Source organism: Nostoc sp. NMS7 (assembly GCF_017115085.1).
Lineage (GTDB): Bacteria > Cyanobacteriota > Cyanobacteriia > Cyanobacteriales > Nostocaceae > Nostoc.
Genome location: NZ_JABXKJ010000152.1, coordinates 1 through 18,803, shown reverse-complemented (window position 1 = coordinate 18,803; position 18,803 = coordinate 1). Strand labels below are relative to the sequence as shown.

Here is an 18,803-nt window from a genome sequence, read left to right as displayed (position 1 = left end):
ATAATCTGAAAAATCTTTAGTCTACTTGAGTAGACTTTAGCTAAAAGCCAAAGAACTTTAGTTCCAGGCGGGCGTGTCAGCCAACAGATAAGCGATTTTTCGCTTAAGTTGACACCAATGAGCTTTTTCTGTGCCCCTACCGCGTGGTCTATTTACCTGAGGACTTACGCAAACAATAGCCGAAACCCTTATTTTCAGGTAGGGGCAATTAATGAATTGCCCCTACAGCGTGTACTTTTGCGTAAGTCCTATACCTGAAAATAGCTGTAATGTGAGTTCGACGGGTTATATAGTGTCAGTCTAAGTCCCACTAATAAAAAAGATTTTACTACGCAAAATCTGTCCCTCTTTGCATCGGAGAAGGACAGACTTTAATAAAAGTTCAAGGCAGGGAGAGGTTTGATAACTAATTACTTAATTTGCGGATAAGCATTTTGTCCATCACAACAAACTAAGGTTAGGTGTAGCTGTAGTTTTAGTCTGGTAGGCGTTTTTGACACCAACCCAGTTGCTAGCAATTGGCATTCGCCAACCAGTTCCAAAGGCGCGATCGGTGATTTTTAAACCGGGGGGTGCTTGTCGCCGTTTAAATTCAGCCCGCGCTACCATTTGGATTACTCGGTTTACAATCACTGGATCGTGACCGGCTGTAACAATTTGTACTGCTGATTGGTGATTATGAATCAGGCGTTGCAAAATATCGTCCAAAATTTCGTAAGGCGGTAGAGAGTCTTGATCCACTTGACCTGGTTTGAGTTCGGCGCTGGGTGGTTTAGTCAAGACGTTTTGCGGGATGATTTCATTATTGCGATTTAACCATTGGCAAAGTGAATATACACGGGTTTTAGGAACATCTGCAATTACCGCCAATCCGCCATTCATATCACCGTAGAGAGTACAGTAACCGACAGCCATTTCTGACTTGTTACCGGTAGATAAAAGCAGATAGCCAAATTTATTAGCGATCGCCATTAATAAATTACCGCGAATCCGAGATTGTATATTCTCTTCTGCCAGTCCAAACTCTGTACCTGCAAACAAATCGCCTAAAGTGTGATCAAAGCCTTGCATTAACTCCCCAATTGGTAAAAGATTAGTCTTAATCCCCAAATTTTCGGCTAATGCCTCAGCATCACTAATGGAATGCTCAGAACTGTAAGGGGAAGGCATGAGAACACCGAGGACATTTTCTTTACCAAGTGCGGCAGTTGCGATCGCAGCTACTATTGCCGAGTCAATCCCGCCACTTAAACCCAACACTACTTTAGAAAAGTGACATTTACGAGCGTAATCTCGGACTCCTAAAACCAAAGCTTGCCAAATTTCTTCATCTTCTGATTCATACACAGGTGCTACAGAACCCAGCTGCAAATCCCGTTGCGCCTCATCAAATTCAACTACCACTAAATCTGTGTCAAAGCCACGGGCGCGACACATAATTTCACCTTGACGATTTAAGGCAAAACTACGACCATCAAAAATTAGGTCATCATTTCCGCCAACCTGATTAGCATAAATAATCGGTTGTTGAAAACGCACTGCACTATACTTAAGAATCGTTTCTCGAAACTGCTGCTTGCTGAAACTGTAGGGCGAAGCAGACAAATTTACAATCAAATCTACACCGAGAATTGCTAAGTCAGCAATTGGATTCACTGTATAACTACGTTTGCCCCAAAATTCCTCATCGTTCCATAAATCTTCGCAAATAGTTACGCCAATATGGATATTATCTAGAGTGAAATAATTAGCTTGCAATCCTGGTTCAAAATAGCGACGTTCATCAAATACATCGTAAGTAGGCAAAAGTCGCTTGTGAAAAAGTTGCTTCACCTTGCCATTCTCTAATAAAGCTATGCTGTTAAATAAAGTTTTACCGCCACTAATAGACGCTTTCAGGTTCTGTTCAACAGTTCCTACCAACACAGCTAAATTTGGTGGTAAATCTTGGGCTAACTTCTGTAAAGTGATGCCCATCGCTGACACAAAACTAGGATTTAGTAATAAATCTCTTGGTGGATAGCCACATAAAGAAAGTTCTGGTGTCAACAACAAACGCGCACCGCTAGATGCTGCTCGTTGTGCCGCCTCCAGGATTTTTTGGGCATTCAAAAGCAAATCACCAATTGTCGGATTAATTTGAGCGATCGCAATTTTCATTTTTCGTTAGTTAGGAGTGAGGAGTTAAGAGTTAGGAATTAAGAGTTTGGAATCAAGGTTTAAAATTAATTGCCTTGACTTTGAAGCAGGTCTATTTCATTCTTATCTAGTCCGCCTCAGAATGAATTCTGAGTCTAATAGCGAAAGTCGTCTAAAGACGACTAAGAAAAGGTTATAGTCCGTTAAAACTGACTTTAGCTATGAGCCTTGAACTTCAGCTCTAGGCGGTTTCTGTCTAGAAGGAAATAGCCCTGGACTTTCAATTTTCAACTCTGCGTAACAATTACTTAAATAAACACCAAAGGTTTATCTTTTAAGGGAGCAAAAGCTTCAGCGTCAAACTTATACAAACTAGCTGGACGGCCAGCACCCCGTGATACCTTAATTCCGGTATCGGATAAAAAACCTAACTTGAGTAGACGCGCTCGAAAATTAGAATAATCGGAAAAATTGTCACCTAAAACTGTGGCGTATAACTGATATAAATCATTCAACGTGAACATTTCTGGCAAGACTTCAAAAGCCACCGGACTATACTCTAATTTATTTTGCAACCGCCTGTGTCCATAGGCCAGAATTTCATTATGGTCAAAAGCTAATTGCGGCACTTCTTTTACCGGATACCAAGCTATACCAGTCATGCGATCGGCAATCAATTCGGCTTCCTCAAATCGCACTAGGGCAAAATAACTAACTGATAGATAACGTACATTATAACTATCGGTTGCTTCCCGTGGATCGCGATTCGGCCCGCCAAAGGTATACAGTTGTTCTAAATAGAGATTGTTGACCTTAATTTTCTCTGCCATAATGCGATAGGCGGCATCTTCTAAAGACTCTCCTGGACGCACCAAAGTACCGGGAAGACTCCAATGATTTAAAAATGGTTCTTGCTGTCGCATTACTAGTAGAACTAACAGCCGATTTTGGGCAGTATCTACAGAAAAAATTACATTATCAACACCAACCTTGAAATCGGCCAAAGGTTGTTGGTTTAGCGGAGTTGGTATCTTTCTTGGGAAATGTCCTGGCATTCGTACAAATGCTCTCGATTAATATAGGCAACTACAGGGGCTGTGAGGGCTTCAGAATCTCCATGTTCGCGGTAGGCTGTTGAGGAAACATCTAGACCGGTCAGACTAGCGATCGCAATCTTCCCTCCCAGCTTCTGCACTACCTCTGAACTAGACTCATCTATTGCATATCCGGGTCGCGGCACGATCAATAGTTGCACTTCCTGTAACAAATCTTCAATGCGATACCAACGTGGTAGCTGATTCACTAAATCTGAACCAATAATCAATGTCAATTCCGCGTCCTCACCCCAAGTAAGCTTCGCTTTTTCCACTGTTTCCAGTGTTCTGAAGCTACTCAATTCTTGTTCCAAAGCAATATTATGCCGTGGCGCGTCTATATCCGCAATCAACAGTTGCAGCATTGCCGCCCGATGCTCTAAGGGTGTTTGATGGGACTTAAATGGATTATCGGCTGCCCAAACCGCTACCCAATCATAACGCTCAGACAACCAATTGAGAATTTTTTCATGTCCCGCAGTTGGTGGATCGGCACTAGTTCCAAACAAAGCAATTCTCATCATCTTACTTTGCGTCCTTCTCTACGAGACGCTGCGCGAATGCGGTTTGTTTCTTAGTTTTCTCCGTCAACTCTTGTAGCGCGGTAGAAATTTCCACCTGCACCCCCACAGGATGATCCAAACGCCGTGTTTCCTGTGGCAAACTGGCAACTGAAGCGGCGGTACGCTGACGAATTGTTGCCAACGACTCCAACGGCTGCATCCGTTTACCTTCTTGGACGACCAACTGCAACAAAGGTTCTTCTTCCAGAGGAATTTCACCTAAAAGTCCCAACCTGTCTGCTTTTACCTTACCTCCGGTAAACGAGCGAAAAATCTGCTTGCGCCCTGGATAAGTAACCTTACCACTCGACTGTTTCATCACTGGGATGCCATCTATGTCCACGAGTTTATAAACTCCATTTACAGGCGAACCCGTAACTAATCGCGTTCCCAATCCGTAACCATCAATCTGGGCCCCAGCAGCTTTTAATCTGGCAATTTCCCATTCATCTAAGTCGCCACTAGCAAAAATTGGCACACCGGGAAGGAGCGATCGCACCTGTTTTGATAAGGTAACTAAATCTCCTGAGTCCAATCTCACTCCTGTTAATTGCATTTCCCCGGAATTGACTTTTTCGGCCAAGCGCTGGGCAGCAGCAACGGTATCATAAGTATCAATTAGCAATGGCGCACCCGGAAAATATCGATGAAATGCACTAAAAGCTTGTTCCTCAGTGCCTTCTATTGCTGACAACGCCATAACCAGGGCGTGTGCCATTGTACCACTTGGCTTTTGTCCCAGTTGTAGCGCTGCTAACACATTGGAAGTGGAATCTAGCCCACCTGCCAACGCCGCCCGTGCCGCCCACAAGGAAGCCTGGGGACTAAATGCTCGTCGTGTCCCAAATTCTAAAAGTGTTGCTTTCTCCCCCGCTACATCCCGCAACCGTGCTGCTTTTGTGGCAATCAAAGTCTGGTAATTAATCGTATTTAGCAGGTAAGTTTCCACTAATTGCGCTTGCCAAAGGGGTGCTTCCACCCGCAACAGTGGTTGATTGGCAAAGACGGCTGTCCCCTCCGGTACTGCCCAAACATCACCCGTAAACTTTCCCTGCGCTAAAAGTGACCAAAAGCGATCGCTTGCTTGATCAAAAATTCCCGTTGCCTGTAATGCCGCAATTTGCGAGGAACTAAAGCGGAATTTCGCTAAATATTCCAATGCCTGCGTCAGCCCCATTGCAATTAAATAACCAAAACCCTCTGGCAATCGCCTCACAGTCAACTCAAAGCTTGCCCGTCTTTGTTCTATACCTTCGCCTGTGTAACAAGCTGCCATCGTCAACTGATAAAGATCCGTCAGCAAGCTGTAGTCATCTCCAGAGAGGTTTAGTTCCTGGTTTTGCTGTTTATGTACATAGTCCAAATCTGGCAAAATTGTCATTCCAGAGCTTCCTTACAAGATGCCTCTGCTATTTATGGTAATATCTACCATAAATAATGTCAACTCCCGGCGAATATATTTTCTGAGATTGCCGTAGAACAGCAGATTTATCGGCAAATTAATATTAACTTTATCAATAATTTAATATTTATTAATAGTAATAATCTTAATTTGACAGGCGGCTAATGAAAGAAAATAATATGCTGGTAAGTCTAGTTTGTTTACCAGACTGGGGTTGGAGAAATAACTATGTTACAATTAGAATCGGTGAGAGAAATTTGACTTTTTGAAAAGCTAAAGTATTGCGAAGTTATCTAAATAAACATTGCGTATAATCTCGATATATTGAGAATCTGAGCTAGTCAACAATATCCGCATTAGAGTATAGGTATCACAATTAAAGCGACTCGAAAATAAGGAGTCCAATATTATGTCTATTTCCAGAATCATTGCGAACATAACCCAGTATATTTCTGAAGCTGCAATGCGGATTTTTGGGCCTAATGATGATTCTTATCCTACTATTGGCGTACAACCTTTTAAAGGTGAGCCTTACGATAAGCGTAAAGATGATAATAATTAGAGGATGTTTGAAAAGTCGTTGGCTGTATCTTTGCATTCTTACCCCCCTTAATCCCTCCTTATAAAGGGGAGGGTTAAAGTGGAGTAAAAAATATGTTTTATATCTCTGGAAAGAGAAAAATAAGATGCTGACCTTCAATCTTTTTTAAAGCCGGAGAAACAAGGTTTTAAATATTCTCTAGTCAGAGTAATAAAAGAGCGTCATCTAAGAATCCTATTTGATTTGTGAAAATTGCAAGACTCAGATCCCCGACTTCTCTAAGAAGTCGGGGATCTCGTTATTTACTAATGATTAAGTAGGACTATAGTTGCGATGAAAAATATGAATTTTATTAACTTGACTTATCAGCGACAAAATATTAACATAATCTGGTTATGAATTTCAGGGATGTTTGTAAAGTCTAATTTATTGCTCGCGTGGGCGATTAGAAATCGCGGCTACACAGACTTGTGTTGAGCGGAGTCGAAATACAAAACCTGCCTCCGCAGGTTAACAAACTTTTGATTTTGCATTAGTCCACAACGGTGGACTTCTGTTGTGTAGTAGCGAATTATATTCGCCCAATACTTTTAAAACATCCTCTGATAATATTTACTTGTTTTTATCGGCATTTTAATCTGACAAAGTAAATGTTCTAGCAACTCTCTCAGGGTAGTTTAGTAGTTTGGCAGGATGCATTTTTTACTTTTCAGATATGCTTTTATTTGGCTTGATTTAGTTGACTAAAACTACTTTGGTCTAGGATTAGACGTTTATTTTGTCAATTCTAGACATTTAATCACATAGCAAAGGACTGAAAATTTATGAATGCGAAACTTTTCAAGTATTTGGGTTTACCTTGTGCTTTAGTTATGCTGGGTAATACATCAGCTCTGGCTGACAGTGCATCTGGTACGATTAGCGAATATTATCTTGATTCGGCGGTAGCAGGAAGGGGTGTATGTCTTCAAATGAACCCTACATTACCAACTGTCGGTGGTTGGGCATGTTTGTGGAAAAATAGTGCTTTGTACCAAGAAATTAGTGATTTACTTCGTGAGGGTTATTCGGCAAACAAAACCTGTTCGGTTACTTGGACTACTTATCGCGGAGGTCTGGCTGCTATTGATTTAGCAGCCTGCTACAATTAAGCGTTTCCACAGTTGAAACCAAATACAGGCTTTGAGCATTTCAACGTCAGACTAACATCTGTCAAGATAAAATTGATGGCGTGAATAGTTACTTAACGCCATCAATTTTATCTCAAACCTAACCCCCAACCCCTAGCTTTGGCGGGGTGGAGTTCTTGTATCTCACAAAGGCCGAGAACCGCTATAACTCTTAAGTTATTCCTAACTCCTGTACAGACGCGATTAATCGCGTCTCTCCAAACTCCTAACTCCTAACTTTTAAAAGTTCCCGGCTAAGGCTGCAACACATCGATCGCAAATTAGGGGATGTTCTGCTGATTCTCCCACATGAATGGAGTAGTTCCAACAGCGATCGCATTTTACCCCGTCTGCTTTCACTACCGCAATTTCCCAGTCTTCCGTCTGCGTCGTATATTCTAATCCTTGCAACCCTTGAGCAGAATCTAATAATTCCACCTGGGAAGTCAGCAATAAATACCGCAGTTCATCAATACCGTTACCCTTAACAGGATTGAAGGCTTTGATAGCATCGCCTAACTGTTTGTGAGGTACATAAATTAAAGCTTTCGCTTCCAGGGAAGAACCAATTAGTTTTTCTATCCTGGCTTGTTCTAACACCTTATTAACATCGGTGCGGAGTTGTCGCAGCGCTGACCAAAATTCTGCTAATTCTGGATTACGCCATTTTTCCTCTACTTGCACCCAACCAGCTTCAAATACCGATTTGTAAGGTGTTTTATAAGGGAGATATTGCCAGATATCTTCGGCAGTGTGGCATAATACTGGTGCGATCGCTCGTGCTAAATTATCTATTGCTATTTTCAGCACCGTTTGACAACTGCGACGGCGGAAAGCATCGGGTGAACTGATGTACAGCCTATCTTTGGCAACATCTAAATAAAAGTTGGATAAATCCACGACGCAGAAATTCTGCACTGTTTGGAAAAAGCGGAAGAATTGGAAACTCTCAAAGGCTTCCGTCACTTCTTCAAACACCTCGGTAATCCGGTGCAGCATATAACGGTCAAGTTCTGGCAATTCCTCGAAAGGTACTGCATCTTTTTCTGGGTCAAAATCATCCAAGCTACCCAATAAAAACCGCGCCGTATTGCGAATTTTGCCTCTGACATCGTTCAGCTGCTTGATGATGTTTTTACCAATGCGGACATCGCCAGAGTAGTCTACCGAGGATACCCACAGCCGCAATACATCTACACCGTAAGCTGGTTCTACTTTTTGATTGTTCCCGCCTTGAATAATTGTATTTGGGTCAACCACATTTCCTTCTGACTTACTCATTTTCCGCCCTTGTTCGTCCAAAGCGAAGCCGTGAGTTAGCACAGTTTTGTAAGGTGAAATGTCATTCACTGCTATACTTGTGAGCAAACTTGACTGGAACCAACCGCGATGCTGGTCGGAACCTTCCAAATAGATATCAGCAGGATAGCGTAACTCTGGACGCTGTTGCACGACAGCTGCCCAAGATGAGCCAGAATCAAACCATACATCCATTGTGTCTGTACCTTTGCGGTAAGACTTACCATTTTGGCGATAGGATTCCGGCAATAACTCAGTTACCGATAGTTCCCACCAAGCATCAGAACCTTTTTCTGCGATAATTCCTTGGACGTGGTTGATAATTTCCTCATTCAGCAGTGGTTCTCCCGTGGCTTCATCGTAGAAAACGGGAATGGGTACACCCCAACTGCGCTGACGGGAGATACACCAATCGGAACGTTCCGCCACCATTGGCGTAATGCGATTTTCACCTTGGGCTGGAATCCATTTTACCGTGGCGATCGCCTTTAATGCTTCTTCTCTAAATCCTTCCACCGAAGCAAACCATTGTTCAGTCGCGCGGAAAATCGTCGGCTTCTTCGTCCGCCAATCATAGGGATACTTATGAGGATATGCTTCTTCTTTCAACAAAGAACCAGCCAACCTTAAGGCATCAATTACCGCCTGATTCCCATCACCCAGCACATTTAACCCCGCAAATTCTCCCGCTTCTTCGGTAAAATTGCCATTGTCATCCACTGGTGCAAGGATAGGCAAACCATAACGCAGACCAACAATGTAATCTTCTTGACCATGACCGGGAGCAGTATGTACCAACCCCGTACCGGATTCAGTAGTAATGTAATCACCGCCGACTACAATCTGACTTTCGCGGTCAAATAGAGGATGACGGTAAGTAATATGTTCTAAATCATTCCCCTTAAACGTGGCTTTGAGAGTTAACTTAACTCCCAACGTCGAAGATAAACCTTCTACTAAATCAGCAGCAACGATGAGATAGCGGAACCTCACTTTTTCCGTTAACGGAGAATCAGAAGAAACTTCCTCACTCCCCCTCCCTGCTTGCGGGGAGGGGGTTGGGGGGTGGGGTTCCACTTCCACCACTGCATAATTCAAATCTGCATTCACCGCCACAGCCAAATTTGCCGGAATTGTCCAAGGTGTAGTTGTCCAGATAGCCACACCCAAATCTGACTGATATTCCGCCAACAGTGGTTTTACAGCTTCCGGCAAACCTGTGATGGGAAAAGCTGCATAGATACTGCGAGAAATGTGACCTTCTGGATATTCCAACTCCGCTTCCGCCAAAGCCGTTTTAGAACTCGGACTCCAGTGAACCGGCTTCAAACCGCGATAGATGTAGCCTTTTAAGAACATCTGACCAAACACGCCAATTTGAGCCGCTTCATAAGCCGGCTTCAGAGTTAGATAAGGGTTGTCCCAATCCCCCCAAATACCGTAGCGTTTAAAATTTTGACGCTGCTCGTCTACCACCGCTAAAGCAAATTCTTTCGCTTTCTGCCGCAATTGTAAAGGCGTTAAATTTTGCCGTTCTGCTGACTTCATGTTCTGCAAAACTTTTAACTCAATTGGCAATCCGTGACAATCCCAACCAGGAACGTAGCGAACTTTACGCCCTTGTAGTAGTTGGTAGCGGTTAATAATATCTTTGAGAATTTTATTTAAAGCATGACCAATATGCAGTGAGCCATTAGCGTAGGGAGGCCCATCGTGCAGTATAAATAATTCGCCGGGGTTATTTTCGGAAAGGCGATCGTAAATTTTATTATCTTCCCAAAATTTTTGGATTTCCGGCTCACGCTTGATGGCGTTTGCCCGCATCTCAAAGTTAGTCTTGGGTAGGTTTACAGTATCTTTGTAACTTCCTGATTCGGTCACAGTCTCATGCCTAGAATTAGGTGTGCAGGTTTTATTAATTATAGAAGATGACATCAAAACCAAAATTTGCTATTTAATCAGGCTACCGTATAGCTCAAAGAAACCTCACCCTGGTTCTGCTATGCAGAACCTGTCCCTCTCCTTATTAAGGAGAGGGATGTCCGATAGGACTCTTTGAGGTTTTGGAGGACTTTTGGGTAATCGAATGACTTGTGTGTACACCCTAGTTCTAGTAGAGAATGAGGACTAGGTTTGGCGTTAGCTTTTCCACATAACCTGAAAAGTCAGGGGATTAATCAGGAATTTTACGGAGTTGAGAGTTAATCAACATAAAGTAGTATACTTTTCTAGGTTCGCCTAAAGCTATCCAAAGGTTTCGTTTAAAAACAATTAATTTTGGGGTTGCTCTAATGTTAAGTCCTGTTCTAACAGTCAGTATTTTTCAAAAAAAATCCGACCCTAAAGTATTTTCAGCAGGCCAAGCCATCTTTGAAGAAGGACAGCCTGGCGATAATATGTATGGCATTCTCGAAGGAGAGGTAGATATATTAGTCAATGGCAAAGTTATAGAAACCATTGAGACGGGCGAAGTTTTTGGTATCGGGGTACTTGTAGGAGTCCAAAATAGAACTTACACAGCTATTGCCAAAGTGGATAGCAAACTGGGTTTCCTTGATGAGGAAGGGTTTCTCTTTGCCGTTCAGGAAACACCGATATTTGCCCTACAGGTGATGAAAAGTTACTCAGAGCGACTTAGACGCTTGCAGCATCTGCTTTAAAGCACCTCATCAGGTAAGAGTTCCAAAACTAATCACAATCTGCTTTTACTCTTAGCTTCTTTGCAGAAGGTGATCATATATATTATATGCTCTCGCTTGGGGAGTCAGAAGTCAGAATTCAGAGAACTCTAAATTTTGGCTTTTGACTGCTGATTTATCTAAAGTCAAAGGTGCAGAATTTACTAGAGGTAGCAATGGCGCGTAAACGGTTAATTATTGAGATGGGGATGGGAATCGATCAACATGGACAAGATCCAACAGTAGCAGCATCTAGGGCGGTAAGGAATGCGATCGCTCACAATGCTTTACCTGGTGTTTGGGAAGTTGCAGGTTTAAGTCATCCCAATCAAATGATTATAGAGGTTCAGGTAGCAGTGCCATATCCCGAACAAGTTAGAGAAGAAGAAGTATTAGCTGTACTACCATTTGGTCGGAAAACCCTCACCGTAGAATCTGGGGGGATGGTAGTTCAAGGGCGGGCTATTCCCGAACTCAACGATAAAAATGACGAAATGTTAATTGCGATCGCAGCTGTTACAGTTCTGATCGAAAATGACTAATTTAGTTGAGACTCCCCAGCCCCTCACCCATTTTTGGGAGAGGGCAAAAACAGTCAGAAGATTTAGTCATCTTGCCTGATATTAGCATTAATGTTTCTACCTACTCTTTCAATTAACTCACTAACACTAATCTCTAATGAGTTAGAAGCTTTCACTTTAATAATGATACAAATACGTTGGTAGGAGCACAGAAAAAGCTCATGCGTGTCAACTTAAGTTAAAAGGGCGGTTAGAAACCGCGTCTACACAGACAAAACCCACCTGCGTGGGTTAAGAATCCTTAATTTTGTATTAGTCCACGAAGGTGGACTTTGTTTGTGTAGCCGCGAATTCCATTCGCCAAGGCTTAAGTTGACACCAATGAGCAATGCTGTGCACCTACGAGAAATCTATATGTATCAGGGTTTGTGTGAAATGGTATTAGAAGCTTTGACTAAATTTTCCCAAGCATAATTAGGTAACATTATGTTTGGACGCTTCTTTAATTCTTCATAAAAGACTGGCTGATTCTTTGTTCTTTTAATACATTTACCTGTTGACTTCACTTGAATATATGTATATATTAAGTTGACTCAAGCAGATCAGGGAAGTAATTAAAAATTGCTAACAAACTATGTGTATAAGCTTCCGAGTAATATCGCCCAATTAAATTAAATGAACGAGTGGCTGGGTATGCTTCGTTCTCCTTAAAATTTGAGTTTAGCTGACAGAATCACTCAATACAATCAGCAATTTATTCAAAGCGGTTATTGCGATATTATAACCAAGGCACTAGCTTGCCCGATAACTTATTTTGTTAGTAAGAATAGTGCAAGTGATGAACCTTAGATAAAGGCGAGTTAGTAGACAAATTAAAGGTAGCAAAAATCGTAAAAAAGCTAGCTTCAAATTAGAATATTTTCACAAAAAAATTACAGATAAGTCTTAATAATCTCAGCGTTCTTAGACTTGAAGAGTGTCAAAGGCTCTCCATTAGCTTACTCAGGACTTACGCAAACAATAGCCGAAAAGAATGATTTTCAGCTAGGGGCAATACCCTGCGGTCAGCTAAAGCTACATGAATTGCCCCTAGCGTGTGTAGTTTTGCGTAAATCCTATTACTATCAATAATAATTTTTGAAGGACTAGATTAATTATGACTAGCAAGTGGTTGCTAAGTAAGTGGAGAGGAATCTTCAAATGGTATCTCCCCTTTGTCTTTATTGTCACACTGCTGGCTGGAATCATCTTTTCCAGATTGAATGTAACGATCGCTGCTGATTCCTTCCTAGATCCGGCCACCCAACCGAAGTTCATCAATTCCTTGCCGTCTCCACCAAGGATAAATGCTACAACCGGTGGTAACTTCAATGTAGTAATCGGACAAACTAACCAATGGCTGGGATTATATAGCAGTCCCGGTGCAGATGGCATATATGGTACAAAGGATGATGCACGCTTAAACACAACAGTTTGGGGGTATGCTTGGCAAGGGCGAACGAATATTACCTACCCAGGACCGACATTCGTGGCGCAAAAAAACGTACCGATTCAAGTGGTGTGGGACAACAAACTACCAAAATCTGGACATCTTTTGCCAGTAGACAAGAGCATTCTTTCAGGAATGATTGTAAACGCTCTCCAAAAAGGGCTTGTACCTACAGCGATGCATCTGCATGGCGGTCATACTGAGTGGGCTAGCGACGGATATCCCGACGCTTGGTTTACACAAGATTTTTCACTAACCGGAAGCCGTTGGGTTAAAAAGAACTATAGCTATGCAAATGACAGCCGGGCAGCGACACTCTGGTATCACGACCACGTTATGGGTAACAGTCGTTTAAGTCTATACGCTGGTCTTGCAGGTTTCTATTTGCTCAGGGATAACAACGAGATTAATCTGATCAATCGCAACATTTTGCCCAGTGGAAACCAGGAGAAAGAAATCATCATCCAGGATAGAAATTTCACTGCGAACGGTCAGCTTTACTACCCACCTCGTTCAAATTCTCCAGCTGCTCCATATCCAAGTGTAATACCGAATTTCTTCGGTAATTTCATCCTAGTAAATGGCATGGCCTGGCCAAAGCTGACGGTCGAACCGAGAAAGTACCGTTTACGGTTGGCAAACGGTTCAAACTCGCGCTTCTATAACCTGAACTTCAACGATTCAAAGGAAAAGTTTTATCAAATCGGCACCGAGCAAGGGTTATTAGAAAAACCAGTCGCGCTTCAAAATTTAATTCTTGCTCCAGGTGAACGCGCTGATGTGATTGTTGACTTCACTGGCGATTCAGGAAAAGAGTTTATCGTCAATAACTCGAACCGCGATCAAGGTGATCCCAATATTATCGGTCAGATAATGAAGATTGCGGTGAAGCAACCACTTTCAAATATTCCAAATGCGACTGTGGATACTAATGAAAGTGATGGACTGACAACACAGTTGCTACCTGAGAAGATTATAACTCCTGCTCAAACCGGAATCACTCGGCAACTGGTTATGTTTGAGAGGAACGATGAATACGGTCGGACGCTGCTAGAGCAAGGTACATTGGCAGACGGCTCATTGCGCTATGACGATCCAATTACTGAGAAACCAAAACTCGGCACAACTGAAGTTTGGGAATTATACAACACCTCACAAGACCGACACCCAATTCACTTGCACTTGGTTTCCTTCCTGATTCTAAATCGACAGACATTTACTGGCAGTGTAGTCCCAGTGATCACAAGCCCTGGTAAGACTAAGCTATTTCTCAAAAATCCTGTCCTAATCGGTAATCCTCAGACTCCACCACTCTCACAGAAAGGTTGGAAAGACATCGTAGTTATTTACCCAGGTGAAGTTGTTCGCATTATTGCCACCTTCGACAAAGCGGGGTATTATCTTTGGCACTGTCACATTATGGAACATGAAGACTTCGATATGATGCGACGCTTTCAAGTTGTGACAACTCCCTAAGGGACTGACAATTAAAAAAATACTCAACTAATTCTTGTGGGGTGGGCTACTTAAGGTAGAAGTTAGCCTTGGCAAGCTTTCGAGGTTTGACCCTCACCCCCAGCCCCTCTCCCAATTTTGGGAGAGGGGAGCAAATTCTCTAGTTCCCCTCTCTGCGCCTCTGTGGTTCGCTTTAAGAAAAAAATCGTGACTTTAAGAAAAAAATCGTGACTTTAAGAAAAAAATCACGACTTTAAGGAAAAAATCGTGACTTTAAGAAAAAAATCACGACTTTAAGGAAAAAATCACTATTTTAAGGAAAAACTCGTGATTTTAAGGTAAAAATTGTGATTTTAACGGAAATAAATTGTGACTTTAGGGAAAAATCGTGATTTTACTAACGATAGCTTCTACATTCAGGGTGAAAACTATTTATAAGGTGTTTTGATTGCAAAATTAGCAGATAGTTGGCTATGTAATACCCTTTCACTTTAATAATGATACAAATACGTTGGTAGGGGCACAGCAATGCTCATGCGTGTCAACTTAACGTAAAACCCATGTCCCACAAGGAACTGAAGTTCCTTGGCTTTTAGCGAAAGTCATCTCAAGATGACTAAATAATCTGAAAAATCTTTAGTCTACTTTAGTAGACTTTAGCTAAAAGCCAAAGAACTTTAGTTCCAGGCGGGCGTGTCAGCCAATAGATAAGCGATTTTTCGCTTAAGTTGACACTAATGAGCATTGCTGTGCCCCTACGAGAAATCTATATGTTGTATCAGGGGTTGTGTGAAATGGTATAAGATGCGTTAGCTCCGAGTCTGTAATAGACATCTCCAGAAATTAAATATGCGTCACCCAAAACCCTTGTAGAGATGTAGCACTGTTACATCTCTACATTCTTTTTCACTCCTATGTCTAATCTTAATCATGATCAAGTTAGCGGCTCTGCGCTAAAGTAAAAATATTGGGATAAAAATCTCTGGCAGTAAGTTCAATACACCACTAATCTTTACCACTGCGGCGATAATGTCTCAAGAGTATAACGAATCACTCCAAATTCAGGAAATCACCAAACTCAAACCGAAACACTTTGCTGATTTAGTCAGATCAGCACAATTGGTTTTCGACCCCACAGCCGGAGTTTCGGGAAGACATATCACAGTTGACTGGGAAGAATTTGGAATTCCCCATGATGTGGCAGAGAATCTCAAATCACTTGGTCAGCAGTACCAATATGCATCTCCTCACATCCCTGTTGAAGTCATTTGGAGTCAATTAACTCCAAAAACTCGTATTTGGTTTGTTGAAAATAAAGATCGGTTGTGGCAGATTGAGGAAGCTTTCCCAGCCCTTGACGAAGATTAAACGGCTGAACCATTGAATGGAATACCAATTATTTGTAGGGGTACAACGAGCGTTGTGCCCCTATCCTCTCTCTATAGGCATTTTTGTTGGAATGGAATACGCGGTAAATTTAGACCTAGTTATCTTGAGCGATCGCGTTAGCTTAAATGCATAGTTAAATTAATAAAAGCTTGTATCGATGAATGAAAGTGTAAGTGTTGCTGCCAACCTGGAAGAACACACTGATAAAAATCCTGTTGTTACCAAACAACAGCTATTTGTAAAACAACTAATTGTCCTTGTTTTGGAAATGCTCCTGGCATTACCTCTGGGTTTACTACTGGCAAAGTTCCAAATTGGCAGGATTGCCTGGATCTTTGGCGGGATTGCTGCTGGTACAGTGGTTCTTCAAGGGTGTCGAATTTTTTATGAATATTCCCCACAACCTAACCGCACTGCTAGAAAAGTGGGAATGGCACTTGTCGGCTTAACTATCGGCGCTTCTAATGCCGACGCGAATCTAGCTAGTATTGCTTCTGGTATTCCGATATTTATTTTTCTTACCTTGTTTTTGCTGCTGAGTGGAGGTTGTATTGGTTACATTTACTCTCGCGTCAGCAAAACTAACTTATTTACAGCCATGCTGGCTACAGTTCCTGGTGGTGTAGGAATTATGGCAGCGATCGCCGCCGATTACAATAAAAATGTGAGTTTGGTTGCCCTAGTTCAGGCGATTCGCGTCACTTCAGTAGTTGTTCTAATTCCCCTGATCGCTAAGACATCAGTTGGTAATTACTATCCGCAAACACTCCCAATCAACGGTGCTTGGCTCAATCTCGATCCATCTCAACTAGGATTACTCTTGTTAGTACTGCTAATCACTGGATTAGTAGTTTATCCAGCAATATTATTTAACATTCCGGCTGGCGATTTCTTTGGCGCATTGTTGATTGGTATTGGGTTTAATCCTTTGCTGCACTGGCTGCCTTTTGGGGGTGATATTAGCTTTAGTCCGCCGCCTTTAATTAACTTATTAGGTCAAATGCTGCTGGGAATTACTATTGGTGAGTATTGGGGAGACAAACCCAACTTTAAAAAGCGGACTGTCGGCTATGCTTTGATGTCTGTGGCGATGACCCTCGTAGCGGGAGCGATCGCTGCTATACTTGCGATGCAATTAACCTCTTGGGACTGGTTAACTTGTCTGCTAGTAACAGCACCAGGAGGATCGGCAGAAATGATCCTAGTTTCCCTGGCATTGAATCATAATGTTGAAATTGTCACAACTGGTCATTTAGTGCGACTAATTGCGATTAACAGTTCCCTACCACTTTGGGTATTTTTGTTTCGCCGTCTGGATGAGCAAGTTTCTAAACCAGCTTAATTATGGTTTATCCAATAGCCCCTGAGATACCTCACCCTGGTTTTGCTATGCAAAACCTGTCCCTCTCCGTGAGTTCGGAGAGGGATGTCCGTTAGGAGAGGGTGAGGTTTTAAGGACTTCTAGATAAAACTCCTGTACAGACGCGATTAATCGCGTCTCTCCAAACTCGTAACTCCCATTCGGCTACGCTCACGGCAAGCCCACTCCCTTTCAAATACTAAGGATGCTTTAGATGGTTGCTCAAATTCAAGAACTTGAAGCGCAGCACTGGGTTAAAACCCGTTCTTCCCTCGATCCTAGCGAATCGACTTTCCTGATTTGGAAAGGTAAAATTTACGCCTTTATCCCCGGTGAGAAAAAACAACTCCTGTTTAAGATGCTGGGATTAAGCGTTAGCCGATGTATTCCCACAGCAGAAGGTAGCTGGGATTTTACTTCTAGGGAACTGACTTACTATCTCAACCCAAAAACAGATGAGGTTTTGTCCAAATGGGAAAATCCTTGGACAGGCGAGACAGTTCCAGTGATTCACGTTGCGAATAATCCTGTGCAGGGAACGTTTGAGGGAAATTTCCCCGCCCAAGTCGATGGTGACAGTACAACCTTCGTTTTTGATATATTTCCCTATTACGCGAATCCTTTAGCAAATGATCCCAAATTTGCCGAATACAGCCCAAATCCAATTTATCAGGCAGCAGAATTATTTAAATTAACTGTGCCAACCGCAGATTTATTCAACCCAGCACTTAAATCAGTTTCTCAACTCAAACTGAGTTGGGATCGGATTGGTCAATGGCTTCCCTGGATGAAAATGAGCGATCGCCCCGGTCAACTGATCTACAGTGCTGTTGGCAGCAAAATCAATGGTTTAACAGAACTACCGCCACTGCTGCAAGATGAAATTAATAACCGGATTCCTTTATATAAACAAGCCCCAAAAGCATTGATAGATGGCGAAGATATGACTTCCTGGTTATATTTCCAAAAGCACTTTCAGGCTTACTTAGCTGGTGAAATCTTCCCGCTTCCCCAAGCAGAAGAATTATAAACTAGCTGAAAAGAAATATCGAACTCTTGCCAGGAGATCGCTGATGGTGATCCGAGAAGCAAACTTAGCCGATGCACCGGCGATCGCCAAAGTGCATGTAGACACTTGGCGGACAACCTACAGCAACTTAATGCCAGCAAAGTTTCTGGCAGATTTATCCTATAAAGAACGAGAGACAAAATGGGTAAAAATTTTGAGCAATATAGCTCAGGATAATTTCACCTATGTTGCTGAAGATGAAATTGGGCAAATAGTTGGTTTTGCTAATGGAGGTAAAGAGAGAACAGGCGATCGCCTTTATGAAGGTGAGTTGTATGCTATCTATATTCTGGAGAAGTACCAGCGCCAAGGTTTAGGATATCGCCTAGTTTCCACCATCGCCACCAAGCTGATGCAGTCTGGTATTAGTTCAATGTTAGTGTGGGTTTTAGCTGATAATCCCGCAGTCCATTTCTATCAAAGCCTTGGTGGTCAACAGGTGTACCAAAAGCAAATCGAGATTGCCACATTGCAACTGGTTGAAGTTGCCTACGGTTGGACGGATACGCGAAGAGAGATTATTTAAAATTTGGCGATCGCTAAATTGGGGATTGCGGACTGGGGACTGGGGAAGAGTTTTCCAATGCCCAATGCCCAATGCCCAATGCCCAATGCCCAATGCCCAATGCCCAATG

General features: G+C 42.4%; 14 protein-coding genes. 9 read left to right on the top strand and 5 right to left on the bottom strand.

Annotated elements, in window-relative coordinates; genetic code table 11:
* Nucleotides 1-441: 441 nt before the first annotated feature.
* From HWQ38_RS15870 to HWQ38_RS15855, 4 genes are all read right to left on the bottom strand, one after another.
* Nucleotides 442-2,160: an NAD+ synthase gene (locus HWQ38_RS15870; protein WP_292795055.1), complete on the bottom strand. Its 1,719-nt coding sequence runs from the start codon at nt 2,158-2,160 to the stop codon at nt 442-444.
* Between the two features lie 287 nt (nt 2,161-2,447).
* Entirely contained in the window at nt 2,448-3,194 is a 747-nt protein-coding gene (locus tag HWQ38_RS15865) for an NUDIX domain-containing protein (protein ID WP_292795053.1), read from the bottom strand.
* Nucleotides 3,155-3,754, bottom strand: a complete 600-nt coding sequence (locus HWQ38_RS15860) for a nicotinate-nucleotide adenylyltransferase (RefSeq protein ID WP_292795057.1) — start codon at nt 3,752-3,754, stop codon at nt 3,155-3,157. The genes HWQ38_RS15865 and HWQ38_RS15860 overlap by 40 nt, the downstream gene beginning before the upstream one ends.
* Before the next feature lie 4 nt (nt 3,755-3,758).
* Nucleotides 3,759-5,177 (bottom strand): nicotinate phosphoribosyltransferase, encoded by a 1,419-nt coding sequence (locus HWQ38_RS15855; RefSeq protein WP_292795052.1) that lies wholly within the window; start codon nt 5,175-5,177, stop codon nt 3,759-3,761.
* 430 nt (nt 5,178-5,607) lie between these two features.
* Between HWQ38_RS15855 and HWQ38_RS15850 the strand changes: the two genes are divergently transcribed.
* Both HWQ38_RS15850 and HWQ38_RS15845 read left to right on the top strand, forming a co-directional pair.
* The gene (locus tag HWQ38_RS15850; protein ID WP_292795051.1) at nt 5,608-5,760 is read left to right on the top strand and encodes a hypothetical protein; all 153 of its coding nucleotides are present in this window, start codon (nt 5,608-5,610) and stop codon (nt 5,758-5,760) included.
* An 803-nt stretch (nt 5,761-6,563) separates the two neighbouring features.
* A complete protein-coding gene (locus HWQ38_RS15845) occupies nt 6,564-6,890 on the top strand; it encodes a hypothetical protein (RefSeq protein ID WP_292795050.1) in 327 nt (108 codons plus the stop codon).
* A 258-nt stretch (nt 6,891-7,148) separates the two neighbouring features.
* Here the strand turns inward: HWQ38_RS15845 and ileS are convergent, their stop codons facing one another.
* The gene (gene ileS, locus HWQ38_RS15840; RefSeq protein ID WP_292795049.1) at nt 7,149-10,088 is read right to left on the bottom strand and encodes an isoleucine--tRNA ligase; all 2,940 of its coding nucleotides are present in this window, start codon (nt 10,086-10,088) and stop codon (nt 7,149-7,151) included.
* 410 nt (nt 10,089-10,498) lie between these two features.
* Here ileS and HWQ38_RS15835 point away from each other — a divergent pair, with 410 nt between their 5' ends.
* The 7 genes from HWQ38_RS15835 to HWQ38_RS15805 all read left to right on the top strand — a co-directional run bounded on the left by HWQ38_RS15835 (nt 10,499) and on the right by HWQ38_RS15805 (nt 18,694).
* Nucleotides 10,499-10,867, top strand: a complete 369-nt coding sequence (locus tag HWQ38_RS15835; protein ID WP_292795047.1) for a Crp/Fnr family transcriptional regulator — start codon at nt 10,499-10,501, stop codon at nt 10,865-10,867.
* A 194-nt stretch (nt 10,868-11,061) separates the two neighbouring features.
* A complete protein-coding gene (locus HWQ38_RS15830; protein WP_292795045.1) occupies nt 11,062-11,427 on the top strand; it encodes a Lin0512 family protein in 366 nt (121 codons plus the stop codon).
* Between the two features lie 1,135 nt (nt 11,428-12,562).
* Nucleotides 12,563-14,371 (top strand): multicopper oxidase family protein, encoded by a 1,809-nt coding sequence (locus HWQ38_RS15825; RefSeq protein WP_292795044.1) that lies wholly within the window; start codon nt 12,563-12,565, stop codon nt 14,369-14,371.
* Between the two features lie 1,008 nt (nt 14,372-15,379).
* On the top strand, nt 15,380-15,718 hold the full coding sequence (locus HWQ38_RS15820) for a hypothetical protein (protein WP_292795043.1): 339 nt from the start codon (nt 15,380-15,382) through the stop codon (nt 15,716-15,718).
* A gap of 178 nt (nt 15,719-15,896) precedes the next feature.
* Entirely contained in the window at nt 15,897-17,081 is a 1,185-nt protein-coding gene (locus HWQ38_RS15815) for an AbrB family transcriptional regulator (protein WP_292795041.1), read from the top strand.
* Nucleotides 17,082-17,313: 232 nt separating this feature from the next.
* The gene (locus HWQ38_RS15810; RefSeq protein WP_292795039.1) at nt 17,314-18,129 is read left to right on the top strand and encodes a DUF1838 domain-containing protein; all 816 of its coding nucleotides are present in this window, start codon (nt 17,314-17,316) and stop codon (nt 18,127-18,129) included.
* A gap of 43 nt (nt 18,130-18,172) precedes the next feature.
* Nucleotides 18,173-18,694 (top strand): GNAT family N-acetyltransferase, encoded by a 522-nt coding sequence (locus HWQ38_RS15805; RefSeq protein WP_292795038.1) that lies wholly within the window; start codon nt 18,173-18,175, stop codon nt 18,692-18,694.
* The last annotated feature ends 109 nt before the right edge of the window (nt 18,695-18,803 follow it).